This window comes from Actinokineospora sp. UV203 (assembly GCF_056323665.1).
In genome coordinates this window covers 455419-469448 of the sequence record NZ_CM150484.1, presented here as the reverse complement: position 1 = coordinate 469448, position 14030 = coordinate 455419, and the positions used below count along the sequence as shown (strand labels likewise).

The following is a 14030-nucleotide window of genomic DNA, read 5'->3' as shown; positions in this document are numbered from 1 at the left end:
TAGCCACGCGGTGACCCACACACCCACGAAACGCAAGGGTCAAAACCAAACCCAAACAGGCGCCCACCGGCCAAAAGCTGGCCGGCGAACCTAAATACCCAGCCATGCCTTGGCATCCGAAGAGATCCGCGCGACATACCGATTGATCCCCGGAGCCACCCCACCACAAACGCGACTCGGATCAAGCCCGTCCAAACAGAAGTGAATGTCGTCGTTGTCCGCCCGCAACCGTGTCACCCCACCGAAAACCTCCGGCTCAGTGCAAGCCGAAGTCCCCCGCTCCACCTCCGTGCAAGGCAAGAACCGGGTGAACTCATACCGGTCCCGAGGCAAGTTGTCATACGGATACGCCGCCATACTCACCAACGCCCCAGCGTCGCTCACCCGGTCCCCCGCCAGATCCGCCGCATACGTGTAGATCGAGTTGAGCCGCCGGGGCACATCCCGCTGCGGCGAAGGCATCGGCGCCTGCAGCACCCACAGCAGCTTCGGCCGGGCCAGTCCCACCGCGTCCGCAGCCGCGGAGATCTCACGGCGGGCGGAGAAGGCGTTCCACAGGTACTGGTCGTAGAAGGTTTCCGTACCCCGCCGGGTGTGTTCGACGCACGGTGAGTAGAAGTCGTTGCCCCAAAACTGGAGGATCACCAGGTCGGGCCGGACCTCCCGAATCAGGTTGTCGAACTTCGCCGACGCGGGCAGCCAAGTCGGCGTCCCCGCGAGGTAGTCGCAGATGCCGGTCCCGCCCAGTGTCGCGTCCCGCAAAGACGCCGGGGCCAGCGCCGCCGCGAGAGCGGACGAGTTCTGCACGGCGACCGAGTCGCCGACGTAGAGGACTTTCAACGGCTCCGACGCCTGGGCGATCGGCCCAGGCACGAACATCAACGCCAACACCACGGCAAGCACCCGCATCGACCCTCCCCAGTCCCAGAGCCGGACGGTAACACCGACAGGTGAGACAGTGACCCCGTGAGCGACACACAATGGGACGGCGACGACTACCAGCGCCGGTTCGACGAGCTGGCCGCGACCGGCGCCGACGTGCACGGTGAGGCGACGTTCGTGCGGGCCTACGCGCCCGGGAGCGTGCTCGACGCCGGGTGCGGGACCGGGCGGGTGGGCGTCGAACTCGCCCGGCACGGGATCGAGGTGGTCGGCGTGGACGTCGACGCCTCCATGCTCGCCACCGCGGGCTCCCGCGCGCCCGGGATCACCTGGGTTCGGTCGGACCTGGCCGATCTCGACCTCGGCCGCACCTTCGACGTCGTGATCATGGCGGGCAACGTCCCGCTCTTCACCGCGCCGGGCACCGAGGCGGCCCTCGTCGCGGGTGTGGCACGCCATGTCGGGCGGCTGCTGGTGGCCGGGTTCAGCCTCGATCGGGGCTACACCGTCGCCGACTACGACGCGCACGCCGCCGCGGCCGGGTTGGCGCTGGTCGAACGGTTCGCCACCTGGGACCGGGACCCCTTCTCCGGCGGCGACTACGCGGTGTCGGTCCACAAAGTCGGGTAGCAGAACCCTTGCGCCAAGCCGTAATCAAGGCGCAGGATCAGCCGATGGTGGACATGGACCGACGCACCGTCCTCCGAGGGGCGGTCGCGGGCGCACTGCTCGGCGGCCCCTTCCTCGGCTTCGTCAACCGTGCGGCCGCCGCGCCCGGGGTGTCGTATCCCCTGGGCCCCGTGCCCGACCTGCGCGACGGCGCCGTGCGGCTCTGGCTGCCCGACGGCTTCCAGTACCGCTCCTTCCACGACACCGAGTTCCGTGTCGTCCTGGACGACGAGACGGTGCTGCCCGGCAGGCACGACGGCATGGGCACGTTCAAAGCCCGTGGCACCAACGTCATACTGGTGCGCAACCACGAGGTCAACGGCACCGGCACCGCGTTCGGCGACGTGTCCAAGGCCTACGACGCGAAAGCCATGGGCGGCACCACCACCGTGGAGGTCACCCGGTACGGCGAGGTCGTGCGTTCCCACACCAGCCTCAACGGCACGCAGATGAACTGCTCCGGCGGCCAGATGCCGTGGGGTTCCTGGATCAGCTGCGAGGAGACCATCAACGGCCCGGACGTGGGCCCGGACTTCACCGGCGTGTCCAACGTCCCACTGACCAAGCGGCACGGCTTCATCTTCGACGTCCCCGCGTACGGCGAGTCCACCGGTGAGCCGATCACCGCGGCGGGCCGGTTCGCGCACGAGTCGGTGGCCTACGACCGCGCGGGCGGCTGGCTCTACCTCACGGAGGACGATTTCGGCTTCCCCTCGGGCTTCTACCGGTACAAGCCGCGACTGGACCCGATGGAGACCGGCGGCCTGGACAACCACGGCAGGCTGCAGATGCTCAGGGTCAAGGGCCAACCCAACGCGCACCTGGAGGCCGGGCAGCCCGCGGGCACCACCTACCAGGTCGACTGGGTCGACATCGAGGACCCGGCGCCGACGTTCCCCTACACCCCCGGCCAGACCGCGCCCACCACCAACAACCAGGCGATCACCTACGTCGCGAGCCAGGGCTGGGCCCAGGGCGCGGCCTTCTTCTCCCGGCTGGAGGGTGCCGCCATCGACCGCGGCGTCGTCTACTTCACCTCCACCCAAGGCGGCGGCGCCGCCGAGACCGGGCCGGACACGGTCTTGGGCTACGGCAACGGGACCGGCCAGATCTGGGCGTACGACACCCGCGAGCAGGTCCTGCGGCTGCAATACCAGTCCCCCGGCCCGGACGTGCTCGACTTCCCGGACAACGTCACCACGAGCAATCGGGGCACGCTTGTCGTCTGCGAGGACGGCAGCAACAACAACTACATGCGCGGCCTCACCCGGCAGGGGCAGCTCTTCGACATCGCCCTCAACCGGCTGGTGAGCAGCTCGGGCGTCCCCAGGTTCAACGACGAGTTCGCCGGGTCGACGTTCAGCCCGGACGGGCACACGCTGTTCGTGAACATCCAGGCCAACCGCGGCATGACGTTCGCGATCTGGGGTCCCTGGGGCAAAATCGGGGTCTGAGGGCTCACAAACTGGCTCACAGCTGTCCCGCGAGGATCTCCGCTCGCAGGTCGGGGTGGTTCGCCGACAGGTGTTCCAGGATCTTCCCGATCGGCGTGCCGTAGTTCTCCTGGTTGATGGTCCGCCCCCACACCGACACCGCTCCGCCGGTGATGGTCTGGAACCCGCGGTGCAGCGCCGCGGCGAACCAGGCGTCGTCGCAGATCGGGGAGCCCGACGACCCGCCCGCGGTGTCGGTCAGGTAGCTGAGCCGGTCGGCGGTCCCGGTGACGACGAAGTTGTTGCGGAACCCCAGGCGCATCGGGTTGCCGCCGGGGTGCTGCAGGACGTTGACCCGCTCGCGCAGCGCCCGGTCCTTGGGTTTGAGGATCGGACTGGTCCGCAGCCGCAGCGGCGGCCGCGGCGAGGCGTCCGGGGCGAGCCGCAGGACGGCGTAGTCCAGCGCCTTGTCGTGGGCCACGCAGCCTGCCGAGACCGCGCCGTGCACGACGGCGTCCGGGGTGTAGAAGTCGAACAGCGCCCGGATCGCCTTGCCCTGCAGGTCGAAGTCGGCCGCGCTCGCGTCCGGTTCGCTGCCGACGCGGGCGTTGACGACGTGGTTGTTGGTGATCAGCAGGCCGGGCCCGATCATCCAGCCGGTGCCGTGGCCGACGTCGGGCACGTTACCCGCCAGGGTCGCGGGCACGCCGTCGAAATGCCGGTGCACCAACAGTTTCGCCACCGATCGGGACACGTCGGTCCCGGTGTGCAGGAACGCCACGTCGAGGGTGTCGTCCTCGAAGATCACGACTTCGAGTTCGCCGTCGCTGCGCGGCAGATCGTCCATATCGGCCAGCACCGGCGCCGGGTCGTCGCCGGGCGAGGTCCGCGCGCGGCCGTCGGCGGACATCAGCTCCAGCGCCCGCCGGAAGACCATCTCCTCCGGCGCTCCGCCCGCCATCGGGATCGCCGTGCCAAGCCACTCCCGCAGCGGGACCTCGCCCGAGACCAATGCCCGGGTGGTGTTCATCCGCGCGGTCAGCGACATCAGCTTCGCCATCGGGTTGCCGCCCTGCGTCGCGGTGGCCACGAACGCGCGCGAGATGTTCGCGGTCAGCGCCGCGCTCTGGTCCGCGTCGGCGAAGCCCAGGGCGACGGCCGCCAGCTGGACTTCCCTGAGCTCGTCGGATGTCAGATAGGCGAACGTCATGACCTGCTCCTGCCATCGGGGCCGGTGACCGGCCGAACGAGGGTGTCGACGACCATCCGGCGGGCCTGACCGGCGTCGCGCGCCCAGTCCAGCCCGACCACGACCGCCTTGCCGGTCCGGCCCGCGCGCACCACCCAGCTGGCCAGGTCCTCGGTTTTCCAGCCGCGGCCGGACAAGCCGACCTCGGCCGCCAGGTCCGCGAGCGCGGGCGCCGCGTCCGGCGACGTCGCGTGGAGCAGCCGGGCGACGGCGAACGGGTCGTGCTGGAACACGCCGTCCTCGGCCTCGGTCTGGTCCCCCACCTGAACCGCGGCGTGGTGCAGCACGGTGTCGTCCGACGGGCCCGCGGTGTGCAGCACGCGCCGCACCAGGTCCACGTTGTCGAGCAGCTCGGACCGCGACAGGTGGGTGAACCGGGTCGCCAGCTCGCCGCCGAGGTCGGCGGCTCCATCGACGATGGAGCCGTCGTCGAGTCCGCGCAGGATGCCGACCGCGTCGGTCAGCACGTCCACACCGCGGGTCTGGTCGCCGAGCAGGTCGCAGCCGCGCACCGCCCACTCCGCCGCGCTGACCACACCGGACCCGTTGCGCTGCAGCCCACGAACGACGACGGCCTGTTCGGCCAAGGCCACCTGGGTGTCGCGGTCGTCGGACTCCGCGGCCGCGGCCATCCCCCGCTCCAGGGCCGCCGCCGCGCCCTCGATGTCCTCAGCCGCCAGCCTGACCCGCACTTCCACGAGGTGGAGCTTGGTGTCGGGAAGCCGCTCCGTCCGCTCGGCGAGCACCGACAGCGCACGCGCCGGATCGCCGGAGGCCAGCCACGACATCGCCCGCCCCTCCGCGTCGGCCTCCCAGTCGCGCTGGTCCCATTCCGCGCGATCGTCGGTCTCGCCGAAGCCGAGGCGCCTGCTCAGCCAGGTCCACGCCCTGGGCGGCAGCGGCTCGCCGAGCGCGGGGGCGAGCAGGGGACGCAGACCGGGCTCCCAGACGCGGTCGAGGTAGCGGGGGTCCTCACCGATCATCAGCCGGTGGTAGACCTCTTCCGCGCGGTCTTCGATGCCCGGGCGGGCGTGGTAGTAGTCGATCGCGCGCTGGTGGACGCGGGCCACGACGGCGGCCAGGGCGGGTTCGTCCATCATGGACCGCAGCATCAGGGTGCGGACGTCCTGGCGGTGGCGCAGGGTGTCCGGCCCGTCGAGCTCGAACAGGCTGACCTCGAACCGCAGCTTGTCGAAGATCAGCTCGGCGTGGTCGGGGTCGAGATCGCACGGCTCGGCCAGCACGTCGCGCAGCACGCCGACGGTGATCCGCCGCACCGCCAGGCCCGGGTAGGCGATCCGGCGGACCTCCGGGTCGGCGATGTGGCTGAGGATCCGCCCGTAGAGCATCCCCTGGACCTGCTCGATGGCGATCCCGGCGAGCGCGTCGCCGCGCGCGGCGATGTCGTCGAACGCCGTGGTCCCGGTGCGCTCCAACGCCTCCGCGGCCAGCCGCAGGGTCAGCGGGTGGCCGCCGAACTTGGCCACGATGGTCGTGCGCAGCGCCGGATCGGCGATGCCGAGGTCGGCGAGCACCGCGTCCGCGGCGGGCGGTTCCAACTCCCCCAGGGTCAGGACCAGGTTCTCGAAACCGGTGAACGTGGTCGGGTCGCCGCGCCCGGAGACGATGACCCGCATGTCGGGCAGCGCGGCGAGCAGGTGCTCGATGAGCCGCTCGAGGTCGCGGACCGCGCCCGGGCCCTTGAGCTGCACTTCCTCGTAGGTGTCGAGGAAGAGCACGAGCGGCGTTCGGTAGCCGGCGGGGCTGCCGTGGCTGTACATCAGCTTGTAGAGGCGGTCGGCGAGGACGCCGACCATCGCGGCCAGGTCCGGATGGCGGTCGAAATCGATGTCGAGGATGGCCGAGGCCTTCTCCAGGTCGGAGCCCCAGTAGACGCTTTCGGCCGCGGCGAGCTCGCGGGCCTCCTCGGTGGTCGCGTGGAGCAGCCGCAGCTGGCGTGCGATCTGACGCAGCAGGCCGATCGGGTCCCGCGGGTCGTTGCGCGCCCGGTCGAAGTCGATGTAGGCGAACGGGATCGCCGCGTACTCGCCCGCGGCGCGCTCCAGTCCCAGGAGGACTTTGCCGAGCAGGCTGGACTTGCCGACCCCGCCCGGCCCGCGCAGACACAGCAGCATCGGGTTCGCCACCCCGCGGACGAAGGAGTCGAACACCGCCAGTTCCTGTTCGCGGCCGTGGAAGTGGGTGCCCACCAACGCCCGGAGCGGGTCGAGCAGCGCCCGTCGCTCCAGGGTGGCGTCGACCTCGGTGCCGACGGTCTCGTCGAGGACGCCTGCGACCTCCAGCCAGCCGGTGACGACGGCGTACTCCTCGAGTTCGGCCGTGCCGAGCCCCGCCAGGCGCGGACGCGTGCCCGCGAGCAGCTCGCGCACCTTGTCGCGCTCCGCGTCGGGCAGATCGGCGTTGACCGCGAGCGCGTCGTCCAGGGTTCCGCTCGCCCAGAGGTGCCGCAGGCACTGGGTTCGGACGTCGTCGAGCAGGATCCAGCTGCCGTCGATGTCGGTGTGGCTGAACTCGGCGAGCATGGCGACCGCCGAGGTCGGTGTCGGCCGCAGCGGACGCAGCTTCGCCGGGAGGAACCGCCCCAGCACCGCGACGGCCGCGGTCCACGGCAGGTGTTCGGCGTCGAGCGCGACTTCCTCGTCGGTGGGGACCGCCGTGTCCGACAGTGCGACGTTCAGCTTGGCGGCGAAGTCCGCGTACTTCGGGGGCAGCTCGGGTACCACCGGAGTGTCCACAGCGGACACGCCAAGGAAGGACCTGGCCACGTCGGCGATATCGGCGGCGCGATCGGGGGCACGCCTGGCGAGCGCGGCGAAGAGCCGCTCGTCGGCCAGCCCGCGGCGCAGGAGGTCCATCGCCACCTCTGCCGCGAACGACGACCCCTTGCCACCCGGGCGGGTGCTCACCCGCACACCTTCGAGCGCCAGGAAGCTCTGCAGCTCCCGGGGGTCGTCGAACAGGACCGCCAACAGCTCCTGCAGCCGCTCGCCGCCTTCCATCAGGCCTCCTGCAGCAGCACGCGGTGCGCGTCGACGCACTTCTGCGCCAGCAGCCGCAGCCGCATCCTCGGGGTGGGCTGCAAGGCGGCCACGTGGCTGATCACCTGGTCGGCCGTGTGCCGGTAATAGGCCTCGTCCTTGCCGGGCACCGCCGCGGCCAGCCACCCGGCGACCTCCGCCTCGGAGATCTCGGCGAGGGTGTACCGGGCGTTGATCGCCGGCAGGTTCTCCAGCGCTACCGCGGCGAAATCGGCCAGGACCGTGATCCGCAGCTTCTTGGCCAGCAGCGGGGTCGTCTGGACCTGCCGCAGGAGTTCACCGAGGAACTTCAGCACGCCCGCGTCCTGCTCCGGCTCGACGAGGTTGGCGACGAACCAGACCGGGGTGCGGCTGTGCACCGCGAAGCTGCCGAGATTCGCGGCGAGGGTGACCGCCCGGCGCTCGGGTTCCGGGTCGATCGCGGGCGGGACCACCACGCCCAGCTTGAGCCGCAGCTGGTCGGCGACGTAGTCCACCATCCGGTTGTCGTGCAGCCGCTGCAGGTGCTCGACCACGGGGGTGAAGACGCCGTGTCTCCGGGCGCAGTGGTCGATGTAGGCGCACATCGTGCGCTTTCCGTGCCCGGCGGGCCCGTCGATGGTCGACGCGGTGGGGCCGTCACCGCGGGCGATGTCGCCCAGCCTGCTCCGCAGGGGCTCCCTGTCGGCGAACGGCCACTCCGCGGGCATCCACAGCTCATCGATGCCGAGGCCCGCCCAGTCGATCTGCCCGGCCCGCAGCTGATGCACGAGCTGGTGCACCTTGGGGAGTTCGCCCGCGGCGTCGACCTGCAGCACCACGGTGACGAAGGTGTCGGCCGTGGGCAGCGCCAGCGACCAGTCGAGCAACCACTTGGCGTGGTTGTGCGGGTTGAGCCCCGCCGGGACGGCACGCAGCGCCTCCGGGCCGAACAGGTCCCTGGCGAGGCGGCCATATCTGCCCTCGCCGAGGAATTCCGTGATCAGGTAAACGACCTGTTTGTGCTGCTCGTCGGTCAGAAGCACCGCGCCCGCCTTAGTCCGTCACGCCCACCATCCCGTTGAGCAAGTCGAAAACCCTTGTCAGATAAGGAGACTGGTCGAGGTCGGCCTCCTGACCGGCGCCCATGATCGCCAAACTGGACTCCGCGCGCCCGGCGAGGTCGGAGAGCTCGTCGGCGGCGTGCGGGTAGAGCAGCTGGAGGCCGCGCTTGTCCCCATCGGAGAGGTCGAGACCGTTCCCGGTCGGCGCGCACGCGCTCGGCGCGGAGTGGTAGAAGAACGGCTCGAACTGGTAGAGCATCACGGACTTGGCGTCGAACGGACCCGCGATCGTGTCCGGCGACTCCTTGGTGCGCAGGTTGTGGTCGACCTTGGCCCGCGGCCACTTGTTGGGCTCGCCCGCGAGGTAGGTGTAGATGCCGGGACGGCGCCCGTTCGAGTCCGGCACGAACCTGCCCCGGTTGTCCTTCGTCGGGACGTATCCGGGGTCGTCGTCCCAGCGGAACTCGTCCTCACACGGCCCGCGCATGTTCTGGTGCGCGTGTTTGAACGCCAGCGCGTGCAGGAACTCGTGGCGGACCGTGCCCTGCCATCGGTTGGGCTTCGCGGACTTGAACCCGCCGAGGTTGAGGCTGCGCTGGCCGGGTCCGCCGCCGATCGGGCTGCCCGGGCCGCCGATCGTGCTGTCGTTGCTGTCGGTGCCGACGAGGGACCAGAAGCCGCCCATGTCGAAGCTGACCCGGATGTCCGCGGCGTGCTCGGTGTCGAGAACGGTCCACCGGCGGAACTCGCCACTGGCGGGGTCCAACCCGAAGTCGAGTTCCAGGTTGCAGGCGTCGGTGATCTGCGCCGTGGCGTCGACGATGTCGCGGTGCAGGTCCTTGTCGCCGTCGAGGAACGCGATCCGCACGGCCGAGCCGGGCCGCCAGCGGGCCAGGTCGTCGATGAGGAACTCCAGGCCCTCACGGTGCGCGGCGACCCGCTCGCGCCAGGCGTCACGCACCTCCAGGGATGCGACCAACTCATCCGGCAGCGCGTCCAGCACGAGACCGGCGCCCTGCCCGTCCACTCGTGTGTTCATATGGAAGGAATCGCTCCCCGGTGGAGCCGGGTTAGCCTCCCCCACTACGCGCGAACGGGTGAATCACCCAGAGTCGTCGCCGGTGACGACCCGTTATTTCACCCCTCCCGCCGTCAGGCCTGCGACGATCCGGCGCTGGAAGAGCAGCACGAGGATGACCAGCGGGATGGTCACGATGACACCGGCGGCCATCTGGGTGCCGAAGGGGGCGTCGAACTGGGTGGTGCCGGTGAACTGGCTGGTGATCACAGGAGCGGTCTTGAGTTCCTTCTTGTTGACCACCGAGAGGGCGATGATGAACTCGTTCCACGACGCGATGAAGGTGATGATCGCGGTGGTGAAGACACCGGGGGCGGCCAGCGGCAGGATCACTTTGCGGAACGCCTGCGCGGGCGTGCAGCCGTCGATCTGGGCGGCTTCCTCAAGCTCGATCGGCATCTGGCGGAAGAACGCGGTGAGGTTCCAGACCGCGAGCGGCAGGGCGAAGCTCATGCTGGGCACGATCATCGCCTGGTAGGTGTTGATCCAGCCGATGTTGCTGAACAGGTCAAGCAGCGGCACCAGCAGCGAGATGCCGGGGAACATGCTGGTCGTGATGATGATCGCCAGCACCAGGTTCTTGAAGCGGAAGTCCAGCCGCGCCAACGCGTACGCGGTCAGGATGCCGATGATCAGGACCGCCACCGTCGTGGTCCCGGCGACGAGGAAGCTGTTGCCGAGCGCGCGGAGGAAGCCGTTGGCCGGGGAGAACGCGGCCGTGTAGGAGTCCGTCGAGAACGGTGACGGGACGGGCTCGGAGGCGAAGATGTCGTTGGTGCGCCGCAGACTCGACACCAGCATCCAGTAGAACGGCGCGAGGCAGTAGATGACGATCGCCGCGATACCCACATACGGCAGCCAGCGCCAGCCGCTCTTCCTCGGCTTCAGTGGTGGGGTCGCGGCGGTGGCGGGCGGTGTCGACAGCGTGGCGGTCATCGGTTCCTCCCGGTCCGCGCGCCGACCACGTCGGCGCCCAGCAGCTTGACGAACACGAACGCCACGACGGCGACGTAGACGAACAGGAAGATCGCGTACGCGGACGCGGGTCCGTACTTGGTGAACTTCACCGCTTCCTCGAACGCCAGGATCGTGACCGTGTCAGTGGAGTTCTTCCCCGGCCCGATCAGCGTGTACGGCAGGTCGAACATCCGCAGCGTGTCGAGGATGCGGAACAGGACCGCCACCATGAGCGTCGGCTTCACCAGCGGCAGGGTGATCGACCAGAAGGTCTTCCACGGGGAGGCGCCGTCCAGTTTGGCCGCTTCGTAGACCTCGTTGGAGATGACCTGCAATCCCGCCAGGACAAGCAGTCCGATGAACGGCGCGGTCTTCCACGTGTCGGCGATGACGACCGCCAGCCACGCCTGCGGACCGTCGGTCGTCCACAGCACCGGGTCGCCGGGCAGCAGGTCGTTGGCCACACCGTCGGCCTGGAAGATCCACCGCCACAGGATGCCCGCGATCGCGGTCGGCACCGCCCAGGGCACCAGGATGCTGGCCCGGACGAGCGCGCGGCCCTTGAAAGCCTTGTGCATCACCAAAGCCATCAGCACACCGAGGATGACTTCCAGGCTCACCGCGACGATGGTGAAGCTGGTGGTGTTCCACAGGGCGTTGAGGAACCTGGCGCCGGTCGCGCCGCTGAACATGTCGGCGAAGTTGTCGATGCCGACGAACTTGTTGCCCGTCTCCAGCACACCCGTCTCCGGGTCGATGCCCTCATTGCGTTGGTAGAACGCCAATCGGATGGCGGACACGATGGGGTAGGCGACGACGATCCCGAGCACCAGCAGGGTCGGCGACACGAGCAGGGCGGCGAGCCTCCCGACTCCCTGTCTGCGACCGACGGGCTTGGCGGGCTTGGGATCGACCGGCGCGCCGATGAGTGTGGCCATGGGTTGCCCTCCGCGAACCGAAGGCGGGGTCCCGGCGGCACCCGGGACCCCGCGTGCCGAAGTCAGCTACCGGTCAGGGACTCCAGCTTCGTCTGCAACGACGCCAGCGCGTCCTGGCTGCTGGATTGACCACTCATCGCCGCGTACGCGGCTTCCTGGATGGCGGAGGACACTTCCTGGTACTTGACGACCGCGGGGCGCTTCTTCGCCTTCTCGATCGACTTCTTCAACTCGGTCAGGTACGGGAACTTCTCCACCAGCTCGGGCTCGTCGTAGAGCGAGGCCCAGGTCGGCGCCAGGCTGGTCTTCTCCAAGCTGGCCCGCTGCTGCTTCTCCTCGACCATGTACTTGATGAAGTCCAACGCGCTCTTCTTGTTCTTGGCGAACGAGCTGATCGCGTAGTTGTGCCCGCCCAGCGTCGAGGAGCCCGCGCCGTCGAGACCCGGCAGCGGCGCCACCGCGAACTTGCCCGCGACCGTGGACGAGCCATCCGTCGCGTTGGCCTTGGCGTACTGGTACGGCCACTGGCGGTGGAAGACGAGCTCACCGGCCTGGAACGCCCGGCGACCCTCTTCCTCCTTGAAGGTCCTGGCCTTGGCGGCGATCTTGCCGGACTTGACGCCCTCGACGAGGAAGTCCAGACCGGCCTTCGCCTTGTCGGTGTTCACGTTCGGCTTGCCGTCCTCACCGACGACGTCACCGCCCGCGGAGTTGACGGCCTCGCTGAAGTTGACCGTGAGGCCCTCGTACTTCTCGAACTGACCGGCGTAACAGGACACTGCCGGGTTGGCCGCGATGACCTTGTCACAGGCGGCGTTCATCTCCGCCCACGTCGTCGGGGGCTTGGCGCCGACCGCGTCGAGCAGGTCCTTGCGGTAGTAGAGCAGGCCGCCGTCGCTGTTGATCGGCACCGCGTAGAGCTTCTTGAAGTACTTGGCGGTCTCCACCGTCGCGGGGAGCAGCTTGTCGATCGGGAACTGGTCCTCCGGCAACTGGGTGACCCACTGGTTGGCGGCGAACTCCGCGGTCCACACGACATCGAGGTTGAGGATGGTGTAGGCGTCGGACTTCGTCTGCGCGTTCTGCACCATCTGCTGGCGCTGCGCGTCGGCGTCCTCGGGCAGCTCGATCAGGGTGACCTTCTGGTCGGCGTGCTCGGCGTTCCAGCCGTCCACCTGGTTCTGGAGGTTTCCGGAGGTGTCCTTGCCGGTGACCAGGGTGATCGGCCCGACCCCCTCCAGCGCGGCGGGGCCCGGCTGTGTGCCGCCGCCACCGCCCGAATCCGATGTTCCACACGCACTGAGGCTCAGCACCAGCGCGGCAGCAAGAGCCACTCCGCGTCCGACAGGTCCTCGCGTAAACACGACACCTCCAGTGGATCGATGAACGTCCCCGCGCGCTGGGCGCGGCTTTTTGGTGTTAATCGGACTGTTCTCGCATGTTGGCGGCAAGGGAACGAACGACATGTGCTCGTTACCGTTTCGAAATCAACAATTGGGGACGGCCGGAGAACCCCTACCCGGCATGGCGCACTGGTGTCACCCCGCCGGATGGGGCATCCTGGGAAGCTCGGGGTGCCGACCGGTGAAGGATGGGCAGCGATGGCTCAAGTCAGCTTCGATTCCGCGTCGCGGGTCTACGCCGGATCCCCGCCGGTGCGGGCCGTGGACCGGCTCGACCTGTCCATTGAGGATGGCGAGTTCCTGGTCCTGGTGGGCCCGTCCGGATCGGGCAAGTCCACCGCGCTGCGAATGCTCGCCGGCCTGGAAGATGTCGACGAGGGCACCATCCGCATCGGCGACCGGGATGTCACCCATGTGCCGCCGAAGGGCCGCGACATCGCGATGGTGTTCCAGTCCTACGCGCTCTACCCGCACATGACCGTCGCCCAGAACATGGGCTTCGCGCTCAAGCTGCAAGGCCTGCCGAAGGCCACCATCACCGAGAAGGTCGCCGAGGCGGCCAAGCTGCTCGAGCTGGAGAACTACCTCGACCGCAAGCCCAAGGCACTCTCCGGCGGCCAGCGCCAGCGCGTCGCCATGGGCCGAGCGATCGTGCGCGACCCGGCGGTGTTCCTCATGGACGAACCACTGTCCAACCTGGACGCCAAACTCCGGGTCGAGACCCGCGCCAACATCGCCGCCCTCCAACGACGCCTCGGCACCACGACTATCTATGTGACCCACGACCAGGTCGAAGCCATGACCATGGGCCACCGCGTCGCGGTGCTCAAAGACGGACTCCTGCAGCAGTGCGACACCCCACGAGCCCTCTACGACCGCCCCGCCAACGCGTTCGTCGCAGGCTTCATCGGCTCACCCGCCATGAACCTGCTGACCCTCCCGGTCCACGACGGCTCGATGCGCCTGGGCGGCGCCGACATCCCACTGCCGCGCGCGGTCGGGAGCGGCGTCGACACGGTGACCGCCGGCATCCGCCCCGAGTCGCTGGAGCTGGCGCCGACGGGCACGGAGAACGGGGTGTCGCTCATCGTGGAGCTGGTCGAGGAACTGGGTGCCGACGCCCTGGTCCACGCCGCCATCCAGGACGACCCCAACACCCCACGCGTCGTGATGCGGGTCGACGGCCGGACACCACCCGCCCTGGCCCAGACGATCACCGCCACGCTGCGCCACCCCGAGGAGATCCACCTGTTCGACGCCACCACCGGCGAACGCCTGGACTGAGCCTGGGCCGGGCACGGACGAGCGCGGAATGTCGGTCGGTCTGGCTAGTGTGGCGA

At 69.2% G+C, this 14030-nt stretch carries 11 protein-coding genes; 3 read left to right on the top strand and 8 right to left on the bottom strand.

Annotated features, from left to right (window positions below; translation table 11 throughout):
• Nucleotides 1-90 precede the first annotated feature (90 nt).
• The gene (locus ACUZ2Y_RS02225) at nucleotides 91-909 is read right to left on the bottom strand and encodes a hypothetical protein (protein WP_476326396.1); all 819 of its coding nucleotides are present in this window, start codon (nucleotides 907-909) and stop codon (nucleotides 91-93) included.
• A gap of 57 nt (nucleotides 910-966) precedes the next feature.
• On the opposite strand from ACUZ2Y_RS02225, the gene ACUZ2Y_RS02220 reads away from it, so the two are divergent.
• On the top strand, nucleotides 967-1512 hold the full coding sequence (locus ACUZ2Y_RS02220; RefSeq protein WP_476326394.1) for a class I SAM-dependent methyltransferase: 546 nt from the start codon (nucleotides 967-969) through the stop codon (nucleotides 1510-1512).
• 44 nt (nucleotides 1513-1556) lie between these two features.
• Nucleotides 1557-3005 (top strand): PhoX family protein, encoded by a 1449-nt coding sequence (locus ACUZ2Y_RS02215; RefSeq protein ID WP_476326392.1) that lies wholly within the window; start codon nucleotides 1557-1559, stop codon nucleotides 3003-3005.
• Nucleotides 3006-3021: 16 nt separating this feature from the next.
• On the opposite strand, the gene ACUZ2Y_RS02210 is transcribed toward ACUZ2Y_RS02215, so the two are convergent.
• The 7 genes from ACUZ2Y_RS02210 to ACUZ2Y_RS02180 form a co-directional block, all read right to left on the bottom strand.
• Nucleotides 3022-4194: a trypsin-like peptidase domain-containing protein gene (locus ACUZ2Y_RS02210; RefSeq protein ID WP_476326390.1), complete on the bottom strand. Its 1173-nt coding sequence runs from the start codon at nucleotides 4192-4194 to the stop codon at nucleotides 3022-3024.
• Nucleotides 4191-7253, bottom strand: coding sequence for an AAA family ATPase (locus tag ACUZ2Y_RS02205; protein WP_476326388.1), 3063 nt, complete (start codon nucleotides 7251-7253; stop codon nucleotides 4191-4193). Before ACUZ2Y_RS02205 ends, ACUZ2Y_RS02210 begins: the two co-directional genes overlap by 4 nt.
• Entirely contained in the window at nucleotides 7253-8296 is a 1044-nt protein-coding gene (locus ACUZ2Y_RS02200) for a hypothetical protein (protein ID WP_476326386.1), read from the bottom strand. Before ACUZ2Y_RS02200 ends, ACUZ2Y_RS02205 begins: the two co-directional genes overlap by 1 nt.
• 10 nt (nucleotides 8297-8306) lie before the next feature.
• Complete coding sequence (locus ACUZ2Y_RS02195) at nucleotides 8307-9353, bottom strand: zinc metalloprotease (protein WP_476326384.1); 1047 nt, start codon at nucleotides 9351-9353, stop codon at nucleotides 8307-8309.
• 93 nt (nucleotides 9354-9446) lie between these two features.
• Nucleotides 9447-10328 carry a carbohydrate ABC transporter permease gene (locus tag ACUZ2Y_RS02190; protein ID WP_476326382.1) on the bottom strand — a complete coding sequence of 294 codons (882 nt, stop codon included), beginning with the start codon at nucleotides 10326-10328 and terminating at the stop codon, nucleotides 9447-9449.
• Nucleotides 10325-11287 (bottom strand): carbohydrate ABC transporter permease, encoded by a 963-nt coding sequence (locus ACUZ2Y_RS02185; RefSeq protein WP_476326380.1) that lies wholly within the window; start codon nucleotides 11285-11287, stop codon nucleotides 10325-10327. Before ACUZ2Y_RS02185 ends, ACUZ2Y_RS02190 begins: the two co-directional genes overlap by 4 nt.
• Before the next feature lie 62 nt (nucleotides 11288-11349).
• Entirely contained in the window at nucleotides 11350-12621 is a 1272-nt protein-coding gene (locus ACUZ2Y_RS02180) for an ABC transporter substrate-binding protein (RefSeq protein WP_476326378.1), read from the bottom strand.
• A 267-nt stretch (nucleotides 12622-12888) separates the two neighbouring features.
• Here ACUZ2Y_RS02180 and ACUZ2Y_RS02175 point away from each other — a divergent pair, with 267 nt between their 5' ends.
• Nucleotides 12889-13974: an ABC transporter ATP-binding protein gene (locus ACUZ2Y_RS02175; protein WP_476326376.1), complete on the top strand. Its 1086-nt coding sequence runs from the start codon at nucleotides 12889-12891 to the stop codon at nucleotides 13972-13974.
• The last annotated feature ends 56 nt before the right edge of the window (nucleotides 13975-14030 follow it).

Coding starts and splice junctions, on each gene's coding strand:
- ACUZ2Y_RS02225 (WP_476326396.1), bottom strand. CDS start 909: ATGCGGGTGCTTGCCGTGGTGTTGGCGTTGATGTTCGTGCCTGGGCCG.
- ACUZ2Y_RS02215 (WP_476326392.1), top strand. CDS start 1,557: ATGGTGGACATGGACCGACGCACCGTCCTCCGAGGGGCGGTCGCGGGC.
- ACUZ2Y_RS02210 (WP_476326390.1), bottom strand. CDS start 4,194: ATGACGTTCGCCTATCTGACATCCGACGAGCTCAGGGAAGTCCAGCTG.
- ACUZ2Y_RS02205 (WP_476326388.1), bottom strand. CDS start 7,253: ATGGAAGGCGGCGAGCGGCTGCAGGAGCTGTTGGCGGTCCTGTTCGAC.
- ACUZ2Y_RS02195 (WP_476326384.1), bottom strand. CDS start 9,353: ATGAACACACGAGTGGACGGGCAGGGCGCCGGTCTCGTGCTGGACGCG.
- ACUZ2Y_RS02190 (WP_476326382.1), bottom strand. CDS start 10,328: ATGACCGCCACGCTGTCGACACCGCCCGCCACCGCCGCGACCCCACCA.
- ACUZ2Y_RS02185 (WP_476326380.1), bottom strand. CDS start 11,287: ATGGCCACACTCATCGGCGCGCCGGTCGATCCCAAGCCCGCCAAGCCC.
- ACUZ2Y_RS02175 (WP_476326376.1), top strand. CDS start 12,889: ATGGCTCAAGTCAGCTTCGATTCCGCGTCGCGGGTCTACGCCGGATCC.